Source organism: Belliella pelovolcani (assembly GCF_900156785.1).
GTDB classification, from domain to species: Bacteria; Bacteroidota; Bacteroidia; order Cytophagales; family Cyclobacteriaceae; genus Belliella; species Belliella pelovolcani.
In genome coordinates this window covers 381793-398616 of record NZ_FTOP01000001.1, presented here as the reverse complement: position 1 = coordinate 398616, position 16824 = coordinate 381793, and the positions used below count along the sequence as shown (strand labels likewise).

Sequence of the window (16824 nt, the reverse complement as noted above, 5' to 3'; positions counted from 1 at the left end):
AATGATGTCGTATTTTATGCATAGATATAAACTAGTAATTTCTATAGTATATTTCTTTATTTCAAGTTGCTCAGAAAGCAATATTGCAAAAATTGTAACAGAAAAAAGCTTAGAAAACATCATATCAGAGGACTTCCTTAGAAACCCGAGCCAGATGAAAGCCACTGGTAATGGAAAAATGGTCATCATAGATGAGTTTGGGATCCATGGTTTTATCAAGGTCCTGGATCAGGACTGGAAAGTACTTCATAGCTTGGGTAAACTAGGGGAAGGACCTGATGAGTTCTCAAGCTATCCTTCTTTGTCAATTGGAGATGATGGGCAAGTCTATGTATTTGATGGGTTTCGGAACAAGCTTTTCAGCTTAGACCTTGAAGAAGGGAGCTTATTGCAGGAACAATTTCTGATTCCTGAATCTGATATTGTGGAGGAAATAATAGCAGTGTCGGAGACTGAATATATTTTTCAGCCAGGAGGATACCAAACCCTATTTACCAAGATGGCTAGGGAGGTCAGGGGGGCCAAAAGTTCATTTTCGCTTTCAGTCAAAAATGCTCATTTCCAAGGTCTAGATAATACTAGAAAGCTGACATTTTCATCAAATTACCTGACCAAAAAGCCAAGCGAAGAGCGCTATGCAGCAGTTTTCAATTATTATGATGAGCTTCTAATCACTGATGGAAAGCAAACTAAATTTCACGAAACACTCTTTGGGGACTTGCTATATGATGCAGATCAGACAAATATTGCCTTCACCGCCATCGCAAGTACTGATCAAAACATCTATGCTGTCTATTATGGGAAAAATGTCACTGAATTGGAAAATCCTAGTCAATGTAACTTGTTGGTATTTGACTGGAGTGGGAAGTTAAAAGAAAACATAGCATTAGATCATCCTTTAAATTTCATCACTATTGACGAAGCAAATGGTATTATGTATGGCTTCAATCCAATGAATGAAGATAACCCGATATATAAGTTGAAATTGGAATAAAAGGGAAAAATTGATTTACCAATTCTAGAATTTTTTTGTTGATTTCTCAAATTTCAAAAAGGATAACATCCAATTCTGAAATCTTAGCAAATTCTTTATCACCTGTTAACAAAGGTAATTTATGAGTGAATGCTGAGGCTGCAATTACTGAATTTGGTAGTTCTAATTGTTTCTAAACTGTCCAATCCTCTATAGTGATATTTTCAAGTCTATCGAAATCACTAATATTCTTTGTTACCAAAATCAAATCATTAAACACTGCTGTTGAGCCTATCAAAAGATCAAAATCATCTAAAATTTTCCCTTTTGTTTTTAATCTAGCTTTTTCCTTAGCATAAATATCAAGAGCGGGAAAAATGGGAAGTATATTAAACATTGTTAGAAAAAGCTCAAGAGTCTTCTTATTTTTTTCTTTAAAAGTACTTTTTGCAACTCCGTATTTTAATTCAGCGATCGTGATTTCTGAAACAAAACATCTTTCAATCCCAATTTCTTCGATTTTACTTTCAAGATCGAATTTCCCATTCAAAAAATAGGCGCAAATATTCGTGTCTAATAGATACTTTTTCAAATGTCAATTTGTTTTCGTATGAATTTTCTGTCATCTTTCAATTCTGTCAAAAATTCATCAATTGGTTGATCAAGCTTCAAAGCCCCAAATAGACTTTTCCAAGAAACTTTTTCTTTCTTCTCCTCTGACTTTAAAGACTTAGAAAGCCTCGATATCAACTCCAATTTATTATCAGGACTTAATCCGTTTAACAACTTGAAATAACTATCTACTAACTTTAAATCAATCGCTTTCATAATTAAATATTTACACCCTATCAAATTTACAAAAATTTTCCTTTTAGAAGGAACTGTACTTTACAATAAATCATCCAACTTCTCTGTATAATTCCAAAATTTACTTTAACCTTCCAACTGAATTCCACATCACTAGTCCTAATTGGTATGTCTAAATCTCAATAATTTTTAAAATCTATGGTAGTCTAAACCCCTGTTCACCTGCATTCCTCTGAGGCCAAACCTCCCTAACTAATCCTACTCCAATTGATCTCGTGTTTCTTCTGATCTCGAATTTGTCTTAGAACTAGGGCATTTTCAGGTTGAGAAAGATCGGGGTCGGATTGGAGGAGTTCTTGTGCAGCGTCTCTTGCAAGTGTCAATATTGGTGCATCTTTGCTCAAGTCAGCGATTAATAAGTCTGCCACTCCACTTTGCTGCGTACCCATCAAGTCACCCGGTCCACGGAGCTTCAAGTCCACATCGGCAATTTCGAAGCCATTATTGGTCCTGACCATGGTATCCAATCGAATGCGACTGTCTTTGGAAAGTTCGTATTTACTCATCAGAATACAATAAGACTGATCTGCACCTCTTCCTACCCTTCCTCTCAACTGATGTAGCTGAGAAAGTCCAAATCGCTCGGCATTTTCTACCACCATCACAGAAGCATTGGGCACATTCACGCCTACTTCGATCACTGTAGTAGCTACCATGATTTTGGTTTCTCCCTTGACAAAGCGCTGCATCTCGAAGTCTTTATCGGCAGCTTTCATATTGCCATGTACAATGCTGATCGGATATTCAGGAAATGCCCGACAGATACTTTCATAGCCATCCATTAGGTTCTTTAGATCCAAAGTTTCGGACTCCTCGATCAATGGATACACGAGATATATCTGTCTTCCCAATTCGATCTGCTTGCGCATAAATCCAAAAACCTTCAAGCGATCTTTATCATACCTGTGAACTGTCTGAATGGGTTTTCTACCCAAGGGCATTTCGTCAATCACTGAGATGTCCAAGTCTCCATACAAGGTCATCGCCAAAGTACGAGGGATAGGTGTAGCTGTCATGACCAGTACATGAGGAAGGAATTTTTCATTTTTAGCCCATAATTTAGCCCGCTGCGCGACACCAAATCTGTGCTGCTCATCTACTATCGCCAAGCCAAGATTCTTAAATTGAACGATATCTTCTAACAAGGCATGGGTTCCAATGATGATGTGTAGATTTCCAGAAAGTAGCATTTCATGGATCACTTTGCGGACTGACTTTTTGGTCGAACCTGTCAGCAAGGCGATATTTAGACCCATCATATCCGCATATTCCCTCAGCCCTTCATAATGTTGATTGGCCAGTATCTCTGTAGGGGCCATCAAGCAGGCTTGTGCACCAGAGCTGATTGCGATCAGTATACAAATAAAAGCGACCATGGTTTTGCCACTCCCCACATCGCCTTGAATGAGACGGTTCATTTGCTTACCAGATTTCATATCAGCAAAAGACTCCCTAATTACCCTTTTCTGAGCTTCTGTCAATTCAAATGGTAAATGCTCCTTATAAAACTTTGTGACCAATTCTGTTTGATTCAGAATCTGTCCCTGAGACTTTTCGGTACGTGTCAGCTTAAGTTTGAGTAACCTTAGCTGAACGTAGAAGAACTCCTCAAACTTCAACCTATACCTCGCTCTTTTGAGGATTTCTGGATTTTCCGGGAAATGGATTTGTCTGAGTGCATCCCGCTTTGGGATCAAATTAAAACGCTGAAGCACTCCAGTAGGCAGGGTTTCTTGAATCTGCGGATAGGCAGTAGCTATCAGACCTTCCATGATTCTCGAGATTCCCTTAGAGTCTAAGAATTTGGCCCTAAGTTTTTCAGTAGTAGGATAGACAGGTTGAAAGAAACTGCGCTCCTCCTGTGCAGCAGTGAGTACGTCCATCTCTGGATGAGCTATGCTAAATTTTCTTCCATATTTTGCAGGCTTGCCAAAGAACACAAATGCTGCACCAGGCACGAGCTTTTTGATCACCCATTGGATACCTTTGAACCAAGTGAGTTCCATCTCACCCGTATCATCAAAGATATGGGCAATAAGTCTTTTTCTTCGTCCTTCTCCTATGGTCTCTACACTTCGAATTCTAGCGATGACTTGTACATGCTCAAGGTCTTCATGGAGGTCCTTGATTTTAAAAAATTTGGTTCGGTCTTCGTAGCGAAAAGGGTAATGCTGAATCAGCTCACCAAAAGTGAAAATATTGAGCTCTTTATTAAATAAGGCCGCTTTTTGTGGCCCCATTCCCTTCAAGTATTCGATTTTGGTATCAAAGAATCCAGACAATGCTAATCACTTTAGGTTTAAAAAGTACAAATTAAACCATAGGATGTGAAAATGCTAAGTCTATTTTGAAAATGCTCCAATATTCATCATAAATCAAAGCCGATTATTCCCTTTTTTCAGATTTTCAGAGCCATTTTTCACCAATTGTAAAATTCAAAGACTATTTAAGATTTTGAAATTAATTGACAAGGAGAATCTTTGTAGCTTGCAAGGAAATTATTTCATTACCAGCACATGAAAAATATTGTTCTTCTTAAACCCTTGTTTAGCTTAGCTTTTTTTATTGCGTTCATTGCTACTAATCAGGGGCAGGAAATAGGTCCTGAAGCACTTTACAGAGAAAAAATCTCCATGACTCCTGAGGTGTTCAATGGTGGAGAATATGTAGAATATCCCAGTGCTTATATTGGTCACGCTTTCTTTCAAAGTACGGCCTATAACTATGCTGATATTGTGTTTAATGGTATAGTCTACAAAGACATTCCATTGCTCTATGATTTGGTCAGTCAGAACTTGATAGCACTGAATCCCATTCATGCCAAAAAGGTCATTCTCCAATCAAACAGAATAAGTGAATTTATAATCCACAGTGATTTCGGAGATGTCAAATTTGTCAAAGGAAGTACCAAGGTTGTAGCAGGAGACTATGCTGATATATTTTTGGAGGAAATTGTGGAGGATGGTCTATATGCTTATCACCAAAAATCCCTTCAAAGGGAAATTAAGGAGCTAGAGCGAAACACCAGGTTTGACCAATCTGAAAGCTTATTGCTTTTTCATGGAGGAGAACTAAACCCCCTAAAAACAAAACAAAGTGCGATTCGAATTCTTGGAATGGAGAAAAAGTTGGCTAGAGAGGTCATTAAAGAAAAAGGCTTAAAATACAGACTAGATCGTAGGGCTTATCAAACCGCTATTGTACAAGCCTACCAAAAAACACTTCGAAATGAATAGGATATTTTTCTTCTTAGCCCTATTAACAGGCTTATCATCGGCCTCAGTAGCGCAACAAAGTTCCAATACTGGGCGGACGATCTCTGGGATATTTGTAGGCAAAAGTTTTACGGAGTTTGCCGAGACTGTATCGGCTAGTACGCCTTATCAATTTTATTTTGACGCCGAGGAGCTTACTGACATTAGAGTCAATCTTTCATTGGAAAATAGTAACCTTCGAGACGTCTTGTTTGCGATTTTTGAAAAGACAGATTTCAAATACTCAATTGATGAACGTGATAGGGTCTTTATCACAAAAGGGAGAAATTTGACCCTGAGGCTAAGCCCTACTTTTTTTCTAGAAAATTCCCAACAAGGTACAGCTGCTGGGCTTAGTGATGGGGATAGGACTTTCTCCAAGAATAAACTCTATGTCATCGGCGATGCAAAAAGTAATACTGGTACTGCTACCCTCAAAGGGAAAGTAGTGGGCTATGACACTGGAAACCCAGTGCCAGGAGCAGTGATTTATGAACAAAGCAAAACCATCAGTACCGTGACTGATTCAAATGGTAATTTTAATATCACTTTACCAATTGGAAGACATACACTCTTTGTTCAAAATTTAGGTGGTTTTGTAGAGCAAAGACAAGTTCAGCTAAATGCAGATGGACAGTTGGACTTGATGATAGAAGAAAATATCATCAGCATGGATGAATTCCTGCTTTTAGCTGAAAAGAATAATAACATAGGTAGAACTGAAATGGGTGTGCAGAAGCTGGACATGTCCTCTATCAAAAAAATACCAGCTGCACTTGGAGAAGTAGACGTCATTCGTGGTGTGCTCTCGCTTCCAGGAGTACAGACTGTTGGGGAGGCTAGTGTAGGCTTCAATGTCCGTGGTGGTGCTGCTGACCAAAACTTGATTCTTTATAACCATGCAACAGTTTATAATCCTTCTCACTTGTTTGGTTTATTCTCTGCTTTCAATGCAGACTTAGTGAATGGTGTAGAATTGTACAAGGCAGGAGTTCCTGCCCAATATGGAGGCAGACTTTCCTCGGTATTGGATGTCAATGGCAGTTATGGAAATGCTGAAAAAATTAAAGTAAATGGAGGAATTGGTCTGCTTACAGGAAGACTAAGTGTAGATGGACCAATTGGGAAGAAGACAACTTTGGCATCAGGACTCCGCTCGACTTATTCAGATTGGTTGCTCAATTTGCTAGAGGAGAATACATCTTTCAGTAATGGCAGAGCCAATTTCTATGATTTTAACTTCAACCTTGCTCACCAACTGACCAATAAGCATGCGCTGAGACTCAATGTATATGCAAGCAAGGATAGTTTTCAATTTGATGCAGATACTTTGTTTGGCTATGAGAATTTGAATTATAATGGTTCTTGGACTTATTTTATCAATGAAAGATTAGAGTCTGAGCTGGTTGTTGGGCAAGACGAGTATAATTTTGGTATTGAGGGAAGGGATACACCTAGCACGGCATATAATCTTGGATATAGAATTAGACAGAAGTTTGTTCGACTTAACTTCAAGCAAGAGGTGGGATTCAGACATAAATTCACCTATGGACTCAGCTCACAAGAATACAACCTCAATGCAGGTCAACTAGATCCATTTGGGAATGAGTCAGGGATATTGGCTAGGAAGGTTAATCCTGAGCGAGCGTTGGAATCTGCGATTTATGTGTCTGACGATATAGAGATCAATGACAAATTAAACCTTAGCTTAGGATTGAGGTATGCCTTGTATAATTATCTTGGTCCAAGTACCGCGAGATTTTATCAAGCAGGTGAATCTCCTTCGGAAAATACTTTTTTGAGAGAGGAGCGTTTTGCATCAGGCGAGGTAATTCAAAGTTATCAGGGACCAGAATTTAGGCTAGGAGCAAGATATTTACTGGACAATACTGCTTCCATCAAGTTTGGCTACAATACCAATAGACAATTTATTCATTTGTTGACAAATAATGCCGCGATAGCACCCACAGATACTTGGAAGCTATCAGATAATAACATAGCTCCTCAATGGGGGGATCAGCTTTCTTTAGGTTATTATAAAAATTTCAAGAGAGATACTTATGAATTTTCGGCAGAAGTCTATCATAGGAATATGAAAAATCTACTCGACTATAGGTCTGGAGCGACGCTTTTGCTCAATGATCAAGTCGAACAGGAGATTCTAAGGACAGAAGGAAGGTCCTACGGGATGGAGTTGATGCTGAGAAAAAATAGTGGGAAGCTAAATGGTTGGATCAGTTATTTCTATGCAAGGTCATTACTCAGAACTGCAGCTGACGAGCAAGCTGAAAAAATAAACAATGGAGACTGGTACCCCAATAATTTTGATCAACCACACAACGTGACAGTGATGGGGAATTACGAGCTTAGCAAGCGTGTCAGTACTTCATTGAACTTCAATTACAATACAGGAAGACCAATCACCTTACCTGTGGCTAAGTTTGAATATGCTGGCTCTGAACGCATATTTTTCTCTGAAAGAAATGCATACAGGATTCCCGATTATTTCAGAATGGATTTTTCTATCAATTTAGAAGGAAATCATAAAGTTCGAAAACTGGCACACTCCTCTTGGTCTTTGGGAGTGTACAATGTATTAGGTAGGCAAAACCCCTACTCCGTATTCTTCACGCCTGTCAATGGCGTGCTGCAAGGATACCAATTATCCATATTTGCGAGACCTATTCCATTTATTACCTACAATTTCAGAATCTGATGAAAATACACTGGAGCAAGCCAATTTTTATAACGTTTCTACTAGCGACCTTTTTGTTGGTGGCCTGTAGAGAAGAGTTTAATCCAGAGGTCAACCCCATGGATACTAATCTTTTGGTAGTAGAGGGTTACATCGCTATCGATGGTAGCACTTCTACCATTAAGCTGAGTAGAACAGGAAATCTGGATCAAGCACAATTCAGAATAGAGTCGGGTGCTGTGTTGCGTTTGATAGGCACAGAATCTGGCGCTTGGTCTTTTCAGGAGTTAGAGGCTGGTGTTTATTCCATTTCAGAAATACTTCCTGTTAATCAGGAGTATAGACTTAATATCCGATTGCGAAATAATGAGACCTATGAATCTGAGTTACTAACCCCCATCAGTACACCTGAGCTCGACGAAGTAACTTGGAGCAAAGGGGATTCGGGAGTCAGCATCAGAGTCAATACCCAAGGGACAGCTGAGGCACAGTACTTCTTGTGGCAGTATGAAGAAGATTGGATTTTTCGGTCAGCAATAGGAACATTTTACAGATATGACCGAGAGACGCGAAGGATCGAAGAGGTGACTCCTGAGACTGATGTATCACGCTGCTGGAATGACAGTAGAATCCAGCGCATTGCAATAGAAAATTCACGTAGATTTAATGGAGATTTGATAAGTGATAAAGAGATCAATCTCATTCCAAATCTATCAGAGAAGCTATCCGCTAGGTATAGTATTTTGGTGAAGCAATATGCTATTGATAGAAATGCTTTTGATTTCTGGGAGATTATGAGAAAAAATTCGGAAGATATTGGAGGGATATTTAGTCCTTTACCTTCTCTAATTGGTGGTAATATCAAAAAAGTAGGAGATTCTAATGTGTCAGTTATTGGTTATATCAGTATGGGTATTCCTTCCACCAAAAGAATTTTTATCACTGCAGAAGAAGTGGCCCCATGGCCAGTGAGAATTTCTGAATATGATAACTGTTCGGCTAGACCTGACACAATTCCACCTAGTAGATATGCCGAGTATTTTCAGTCTGGGAATTTCATGCCTGTCAATCCAATATTTGGCGATGGCCCTTTTCCTATTGCTTTTAGAGCTGCGCCTGCATTCTGTGTTGACTGTACGCAAAGAGGTACAAACGTAAAACCTGATTTTTGGGAAGATTAAGTTGAGAATTTAATGAAAAAGATTATAAACATATTCATCCTATTATTAGCTAGCAGTTTAACGGTCTCTGCCCAACAACCTAATTGGAAAGAGTCTGTTTACATGCATGTATCGAAAAGTATAGCTTCCACTGGAGAGCCTGTTTGGCTGGCTATAGATGTCAGGACTACTTCCTCAGACTTCAGTCCAAGCATGGCTTATGTAGAGCTGATCAATCGCAATGGACAATCAGTATATCAGCTACTTGTTCCATTAGAAGAGGGTAAAGGTAGTGCCATTCTCAAAGCACCTCATACTTTGATATCTGATCATTACCTGATTAGATCTTATACGCGTAGTAGCCCCTTTACCGGCGATGAAGGTCTTTACAACCAGTTGATTACTATAATCAATCCAGAGAAACCTGCTCCTGCCGTATCGGGAGATGTTAACTTTGAAAAGTTTATCAAGGATAGTGATTTGAAGGCTGGTTTCACTAGGCAAAAATCTGTTTCAAAAAGCGAAGTGGTAGCATTGAAGCTACCCGAAGAAGGAATACTATCAGTATCTCTGAAGAATCCATTTTTAGAAGAAAAATATCAAGGCAGGCTAAATAATAGGATTTATAAGTCTACATGGGAGCCAAAAAATATTATTCCCGAACCCTATGGTCATATCATTCATGCAAAGATTAGAAATGAAAACACAAAGCAGGCTTATTACCTCTCAGCGCATGGGCGTCAAAATTATTTCAACATTGCAGAAAGTAATGCTCAGGGAGAGTTATTTTTTGAGTTAGCCGCTTTTCGTGATTTGAACTTCCTTTTGGTACAAAAAGAGGACGAAAGCTCTGCCATGGATTTTGAGCTGATCTCTCCATTTATTTCTTTGGACTTATCTGAGGATTTTCAAATTCCTGCTTTGAAATTATTGCGCGATGATGAAGCTTTTTTGAATGATTTGATATTGGCTGGCCAGGTTGAAGACTATTACTTCAGACCAGACATACAGGGAAACCGGTTTATCAATACTGCACTCAAGGCTGATAAGACGTACTTTTTAGATGACTATAATCGCTTTGAAAGTATGGAAGTGACGCTCAAGGAATATGTGTCCGAAGTCTACGTGAGAAAGTCAAACAGACAAGTACTTTTCAAAGTAATGAATAGTCCGACAGGGTTGGTTTTTCAAGAAAACCCATTGTTACTCATCGATAATATGCCTGTTGTAAATGCCAATGCCTTCGCTGCTTTTGATCCTAAGGAAATTGCTAGCATAGATTTGATCACCCGTACATTTTATTTCAATGATCAAGTATATGCCGGGGTCATTAGTCTAACTTCAAAGCAAGGAGATTTTGGAGGGTTTGAGCTTCCTTCTGAAGCCTTGTATCTTGATTATTACAAATTTGCACCCCGTTTTTTGCCTTTTCAAAATGAAGTCATTTTAGAAAAACAGCAGGCAAATTTTCCTGATTTCAGGAATCAACTTTATTGGAACCCAAAGAATAACCAAGGTAATACTTCCGTTTATTCATCTAAACTTACTGGTCAATATGAGGTTAAGCAAAGTCACTTCGATGGGAAGGTTTGGAGGGTTTTGACTGATGTTTTTGAGGTTTTGGATTAATGCTCAGCAAGGTGCATGTACAATGTAGAAAAACAAAAAGACCGAGTTTTCAAGTCGGTCTTTTTGTTTTTTAAAGGTGATTAAAAGTCTAATCATCCATAAATCTCTTCCAGAGCCTGCGCTAACCTGATGCCTGCTGCTATCAAACGCTCCTCCGTATGGTGGTAATACTTGTAAATATACTCATAGCCAATTCTTCCATTTTCTGGAATGTCATACATGGCTGGCCTGATAGCAACTGCCTCTTTCAACCAATCGGCTGGTGTAGTCTTGGTATACTTGTCTATTAGGCTTGGATTGATTCTTTTCTGAAGTTCTGTTGCGATCTCAGAATAACTCATATTTTTACTTGCGATGAGATCAGAATCCCAAACTGCATGAATATTGGTCTCTTTGTTAAAGAAACTTACTTTCACATCATTGCCGCCACGATCACCTGGCTTGCCCACGTGAAATGGCTGATGCAAATCCCCCACAATATGAATTAGCATGCGGAGTTGATCCCGCTCCTCTTGAGTAGATAATCCTCCTTTCTTGAGATTTTCTTTGATTCTCAAAAAGGCTTCATAAGCGTCTCCAGCTTCTTCCTGGATAGACTTATCATATTCTCCATTGGCAGTAGTCACCCAATGCCAAGTATTGGTGTAGTTGTAGTTTTTGTCTGAACGGATGTTGTCCATCCAAACACCCACACCTGAGATAGATTCTTTTTGCAAGATTTCTTCGACTCTTTCCACAGTCGTGGACTTCATCTGCCACTCGGCAAGTTTACCGATGACATAATGCCCAATAGCTCCCCAAGCAAAAGTTTGAGTCTGCAATCCCATCACCAAAACAAGGGCTAGAGAAAGTGATTTGATTTGTTTCATGTGCTTTATTGAAATATGGTAGATATACAGTGGATATAATTTGAAATATGCTACGAGAGAATAAGCTAGGAACAAATAGAAGCTTGAGAAATACTCAAATATTTATTGATTATTTTACTTAGCTTATTTCAACTATATTCCTTGTGTTTTTTTAAGCATCCAACTCCTTTACTGCCAAGTATGCCATCAATCCAGCTCCTATCTCTAGCGCATCCTCATCAATATCGAAAGTGGGAGTATGTACGCCAGAAGTGATGCCTTTAGCCTCATTTCTGGTTCCTAATCTGTAAAAACAGCCGTCCATTTCTTGTGTATAATAGGAGAAATCCTCAGCAGCCATCCAGATATCCAAGTCTTCGACATTTTCTTTGCCTAGGTATTCTATAGCTGCATTTTGAGCACGGTTGGTGAGTTCTTCGGCATTTTTCAGAAATGGATAACCTTTTCTTACTTCAAAGTCTACTTCTCCTCCCATTCCTTCAGCAATTCCCTTAGCAATGCTGATCATATGTTGATGGGCTTTGGCTCTCCATGCTTCATTTAGCGTACGGAAAGTACCTTGGATTTTGACCTCATTGGGGATGATATTGGTAGCACCTAGCGCCTCAATCCTTCCGAAGGAAAGCACCGAAGGGATTTTTGGAGAAGCATTTCTGCTCACTACTTGTTGCAAAGCCACGATCATATGCGCTGCAATAAGCACTGGATCTACTAGGGTTTCTGGCATGGCACCGTGACCACCTTTGCCTTTTACCGTGATGTAAAGCTCGTCCGCACTGGCCATATACATGCCTTTACGAAATCCAACTTTTCCCACTGGTATCAAAGGCATCACATGTTGGCCTATGATGGCTTGAGGCTTGGGGTTTTCTAAAGCTTTATCTTTAATCATCAAAGAGGCGCCACCGGGAATTAATTCCTCTCCAGGTTGAAAAATTAACTTAATTGTACCTTCAAACTCTTCTTTGACATCATTCAGGATTTTGGCAGCACCTAGCAAAGAAGCAGTGTGAACATCATGTCCACAGGCATGCATGACTCCAGGTTTGGTGGATTTGTAAGAGACTTCATTTTGTTCAAAAATCGGTAAAGCATCCATGTCACCACGTAGCGCGATGATTTTTTTATCTGGATTTTTTCCTTTGATCAATGCCACAATACCTGTATCTGCCTTGGTTTCCAGCTCAGTAATGCCAATAGATTTGAGCTGATTTTGGACAAATGCGGCCGTTTCATGTTCATGAAAAGATAACTCTGGATTGGCATGAAGATGCCTTCTGTTGGCTATTATTTCTGATTTGTACTGGCTTGCTAGTGATTTAATTTTGTCCTTGATCATTGTTGTTGAATTCGTCAGGATTAACAAAACCTTCTCGCTGGAACCTATCTTGAATGATTCTAGCCATTGGGAATGTTTCCTTGAGCATATGGTAATGGGCTTGAGCCTCTATTCTATTGATAAATTTGCCTACTTTGACTAAGTAGCGGGGCTGTTGATATTGCATGTCAGCCTTGATGTCTGGAAAAGATGTGTAGAGGTCGTTTCTTGTTTTGAAGGCAGCGTCTCTGTCTACACCACTATATACCAAAACTGTAAAACCCGAATAATATCGCTCTGTCTTATTATTGCTTATAAAACTTTCCATGGCAAAGGAGAGGTCATTGTCTACAGCGAGTGCTCCAGTACTTTCTTTTCTAGGCTCTTCAGTGACAGCCTGCTCTGACAGGTCAGGGAAGGTAATTCTGATTAACGCCAAATCTTCACTGTAAGAATCATATTTTTCAGCATCACCACTCGTTTTTTTGATCAGGTTACAAGAACCCATCAAAAATAAAAGTACGACTCCTGTTAATATTGATCTTCCCATGATTGTTGTTTTTATCCTTCTATGATTACGCATTTGCCTGATGTCACATCTTGCTCCACGCTTTTATACTTTACATCTTTTTTTACAGTTCCATCTGCATACTGCGCTGTCACTCGGTCATTTCTTCCATAGACCTTATCAGTTTTTCTAGGAGCGACTACTTGTGTTTCAGCTGATCGGTTGGCTGTGGCTGCAGCAGCTTGTCTAGCGGCTCCAGGATTGAGACTGCTACCAACTTCAGCTTTTGATGCTTGTACATTTTCCTGTTGACGTGGAGCTTGAGCAGCTTTTACCTGACTTGGATCCTGTGTAGGAAGCTCAGCCTTGGCCAAGAAAGAGATCACATCTTCATTCAGTTTGCCTACAAATCTCTTGAACATCTCAAAAGCCTCAAATTTGTAAATCAAAAGCGGGTCTTTTTGTTCATAGACAGCATTCTGTACAGATTGTTTCAAGTCATCCATATCTCTCAAATGCTCTTTCCAGTTTTGATCGATGATGGCTAAGGTGACATTCTTTTCAATTGCCCTGATCAGATCTCTACCTTTATTGTTGACAGTAGACTCCAGATTGACTACCACACCTATTTGCTTCAAGCTGTCGGTGATTGGTACCATGATTTCTTTCACAGTAGCACCTCTTTGTGCGTAGACATCGCTGAGAATAGGCAAAGCCCGTTCCAAAATTCGATTGTTCTTACCCACATAGCTTTGATATGCCGCATCAAATAGCGCTTGGGTCAAGACTGCGGTGTCTTTGGATTGAATTTCATCCAAGGTAAATGGACGATCTACGCCCAAAGAGCTGTAGATGTTCATTCTCATATTTTCAACATCTTCGGTAGACTTGGCCATTTGAACGATGTCAAAACAAACATCATACATGATATTCAAGATGTCTAACTCAAGGCGCTCTCCCATCAATGCATTTCTTCTTCTCTTGTAGACAACCTCTCTCTGAGAATTCATCACATCATCATATTCCAAGAGACGCTTACGAGTTCCAAAGTTGTTCTCTTCAACTTTGCGTTGTGCTCGCTCTATGGATTTGGAGATCATTGAATGTTGAATCACCTCTCCTTCTTCCAGACCCATTCTATCCATCAATTTGGCAATTCTTTCGGAGCCAAATAATCGCATCAAGTTATCTTCCAAAGAGACAAAGAACTGTGAAGAACCTACATCACCTTGTCTACCTGATCTACCTCTCAGCTGACGGTCAACTCTCCTAGACTCGTGGCGCTCTGTACCGATGATAGCCAAACCACCCGCAGCTCTTGATTCTGGGGTTAGCTTGATATCTGTACCTCTACCCGCCATGTTGGTGGCAATGGTCACTGTACCTGGTTTTCCAGCTTCAGCTACTACATCTGCCTCTTTGGCGTGCTGCTTGGCATTCAATACTTGGTGGTTGATTTTTCTGATGGTCAGCATTCTACTGAGCAATTCAGAAATTTCTACAGAGGTAGTACCTACTAGGACTGGACGCCCCGCATTGGTCAACTCTACTATTTCTTCTGCTACTGCATTGAATTTTTCTCTTACAGTCTTATAGACCTTATCATCCCTATCCTGTCTTACAATAGGTTTGTTGGTTGGGATTACTACCACATCCAATTTGTAGATTTCCCAAAACTCACCAGCCTCAGTCTCAGCAGTACCAGTCATACCTGAGAGTTTGTGGTACATTCTGAAGTAGTTCTGCAAAGTGATGGTCGCATAGGTCTGCGTCGCATCTTCAACCTTTACATTTTCTTTGGCTTCTATTGCTTGGTGGAGGCCATCAGAGTATCTCCTGCCTTCCATCACACGACCTGTTTGCTCGTCGACAATTTTCACCTTGCCATCTACAAGGATATATTCTGTGTCTTTTTCAAACATACAGTAAGCTTTCAAAAGCTGGTTGACTGTATGAATTCTTTGTGCTTTTACACCATAATCTTTGATGATCTCTTCCTTGCGAATGAGTTTTTCCTTGTCATCTAGATCCGGGTTTTTCTCCATTTCGGCAATTTCTACACCGATATCTGGAAGGATAAAAAAGTTAGGGTTTTCATTTTTTTTGGTGATTACCTCGATTCCATTGTCAGTCAACTCCACAGAATTGGTTTTTTCGTCGATGGTAAACAATAAAGGCTCATCTGCCTCAGGCATGTTTCTTTTGTTGTCCTGCAGATAGTAGTTTTCTGTTTTCTGCAAAATCACTCTGATACCCGGCTCAGACAGATATTTAATCAAGGGCTTGTATTTTGGCATTCCTCTGAATGCACGGAAAAGTGCTAAGCCGCCATCTTTTTCATTTTTCTCAGCGATTAATTTCTTTGCGTCAGCTAGATAGCCTTGGATCAACTTTCTCTGTTCTTCTACCAAAGTGGAAACTCTCGGCTTCATCTCCATAAACTCGTGCTGATCTCCTCTTGGTACCGGACCTGAAATAATCAAAGGTGTTCTCGCATCATCAATCAATACGGAGTCAACTTCATCAATCATCGCAAAGTGATGCTTGCCTTGAACCAAATCACCCGCATCACGAGCCATGTTGTCTCTCAAATAATCGAAACCAAATTCATTGTTCGTACCATAGACGATGTCTGATTGGTAGGCTTTCTTTCTTCCTTCTGAGTTGGGCTGATATTTATCAATACAATCTACTGTCAATCCATGGAATTCAAAAAGTGGAGCATTCCATTCGGAATCTCGTTTGGCAAGATAATCATTGACAGTAACAAGGTGTACACCCCTACCTGCTAAGGCATTCAAATAGGCTGGTAAAGTGGAAACGAGGGTTTTCCCCTCACCTGTAGCCATTTCGGCAATCTTTCCTTTGTGAAGCACCATACCACCGATGAGTTGTACATCGTAGTGAACCATGTCCCAAACGACCTCGGTGCCTGCAGCCATCCATTTGTTGTGCCAAATGGCTTCATCACCTGTGATCTCCACATTAGATTTCTTAGCAGCAAGCTCCCTGTCATAGGTATTGGCTTTGACTTTAAGGCTACCTACTTCTTTGAACCTCCTGGCTGTTTCCTTTACTACTGCAAAGGCCAATGGCATGACTTTTTCCAAGACCACCTCCAAAGCTTCATCTCTGTCTTTTTCGGTTTTGTCTATTTCATTGTAGAGGGCATCCTTTTCGTGGACTTTTTCTGGTGCAAGTGCTTCAATCTGTGCTCTAAAATCAGCAATTTTATCATCAAACGATTTCAAATCGCTATTGATAGTATTTTTGATCTCTGCCGTTTTGGCTCTAAGTTCTTCATCACTTAGGCTTTGAAGCTTGCTGTATTCTTGATTGATCAAGGCGACCTTAGGGGTCAATTCTTTTATATCTCTATCTGACTTCGTTCCAAAAACTTTTGCCAGTCCTTTGGCTATAATTTCTAACATATTCGGTTTCTATAATTGGGCTATAAAATTACTTCGTTTTTATTACAATAGGAAATTAGTATTGCATTGATCAGGGATTCATTTTTCCCAGTCGCCTGTGGTTACTTAAAGAATCATTAA

General features: G+C 39.8%; 12 protein-coding genes. 5 read left to right on the top strand and 7 right to left on the bottom strand.

Features of this window, described 5'->3' with window-relative positions; translation table 11 throughout:
- The first annotated feature begins 16 nt into the window (after positions 1-16).
- Positions 17-994, top strand: coding sequence for a BF3164 family lipoprotein (locus tag BW935_RS01840; protein WP_076497986.1), 978 nt, complete (start codon positions 17-19; stop codon positions 992-994).
- Between the two features lie 172 nt (positions 995-1166).
- Here BW935_RS01840 and BW935_RS01835 read toward each other — a convergent pair whose 3' ends face one another.
- The 3 genes from BW935_RS01835 to recG all read right to left on the bottom strand — a co-directional run bounded on the left by BW935_RS01835 (position 1167) and on the right by recG (position 4122).
- A complete protein-coding gene (locus BW935_RS01835; RefSeq protein WP_076497984.1) occupies positions 1167-1565 on the bottom strand; it encodes a type II toxin-antitoxin system VapC family toxin in 399 nt (132 codons plus the stop codon).
- The gene (locus BW935_RS01830; protein WP_076497982.1) at positions 1562-1801 is read right to left on the bottom strand and encodes a hypothetical protein; all 240 of its coding nucleotides are present in this window, start codon (positions 1799-1801) and stop codon (positions 1562-1564) included. The genes BW935_RS01835 and BW935_RS01830 overlap by 4 nt, the downstream gene beginning before the upstream one ends.
- Before the next feature lie 227 nt (positions 1802-2028).
- Positions 2029-4122: an ATP-dependent DNA helicase RecG gene (gene recG, locus BW935_RS01825; protein WP_076497979.1), complete on the bottom strand. Its 2094-nt coding sequence runs from the start codon at positions 4120-4122 to the stop codon at positions 2029-2031.
- A 234-nt stretch (positions 4123-4356) separates the two neighbouring features.
- Here recG and BW935_RS01820 point away from each other — a divergent pair, with 234 nt between their 5' ends.
- From BW935_RS01820 to BW935_RS01805, 4 genes are read left to right on the top strand one after another with little or no spacing between them, the layout of a single operon-like run.
- The gene (locus BW935_RS01820; RefSeq protein WP_076497977.1) at positions 4357-5076 is read left to right on the top strand and encodes a hypothetical protein; all 720 of its coding nucleotides are present in this window, start codon (positions 4357-4359) and stop codon (positions 5074-5076) included.
- Complete coding sequence (locus tag BW935_RS01815; protein WP_076497974.1) at positions 5069-7810, top strand: TonB-dependent receptor; 2742 nt, start codon at positions 5069-5071, stop codon at positions 7808-7810. Before BW935_RS01820 ends, BW935_RS01815 begins: the two co-directional genes overlap by 8 nt.
- Positions 7810-8970 carry a DUF4249 domain-containing protein gene (locus BW935_RS01810; RefSeq protein WP_076497972.1) on the top strand — a complete coding sequence of 387 codons (1161 nt, stop codon included), beginning with the start codon at positions 7810-7812 and terminating at the stop codon, positions 8968-8970. The genes BW935_RS01815 and BW935_RS01810 overlap by 1 nt, the downstream gene beginning before the upstream one ends.
- 12 nt (positions 8971-8982) lie before the next feature.
- Positions 8983-10578 (top strand): hypothetical protein, encoded by a 1596-nt coding sequence (locus BW935_RS01805; RefSeq protein WP_076497970.1) that lies wholly within the window; start codon positions 8983-8985, stop codon positions 10576-10578.
- A gap of 92 nt (positions 10579-10670) precedes the next feature.
- On the opposite strand, the gene BW935_RS01800 is transcribed toward BW935_RS01805, so the two are convergent.
- The 4 genes from BW935_RS01800 to secA all read right to left on the bottom strand — a co-directional run bounded on the left by BW935_RS01800 (position 10671) and on the right by secA (position 16704).
- Positions 10671-11447 carry a S1/P1 nuclease gene (locus BW935_RS01800; RefSeq protein ID WP_076497968.1) on the bottom strand — a complete coding sequence of 259 codons (777 nt, stop codon included), beginning with the start codon at positions 11445-11447 and terminating at the stop codon, positions 10671-10673.
- 151 nt (positions 11448-11598) lie between these two features.
- The gene (locus tag BW935_RS01795) at positions 11599-12786 is read right to left on the bottom strand and encodes a M20 metallopeptidase family protein (protein ID WP_076497966.1); all 1188 of its coding nucleotides are present in this window, start codon (positions 12784-12786) and stop codon (positions 11599-11601) included.
- Positions 12767-13315 (bottom strand): hypothetical protein, encoded by a 549-nt coding sequence (locus BW935_RS01790; protein ID WP_076497964.1) that lies wholly within the window; start codon positions 13313-13315, stop codon positions 12767-12769. The genes BW935_RS01795 and BW935_RS01790 overlap by 20 nt, the downstream gene beginning before the upstream one ends.
- A gap of 11 nt (positions 13316-13326) precedes the next feature.
- Complete coding sequence (gene secA / locus BW935_RS01785) at positions 13327-16704, bottom strand: preprotein translocase subunit SecA (RefSeq protein WP_076497962.1); 3378 nt, start codon at positions 16702-16704, stop codon at positions 13327-13329.
- Positions 16705-16824 lie beyond the last annotated feature (120 nt).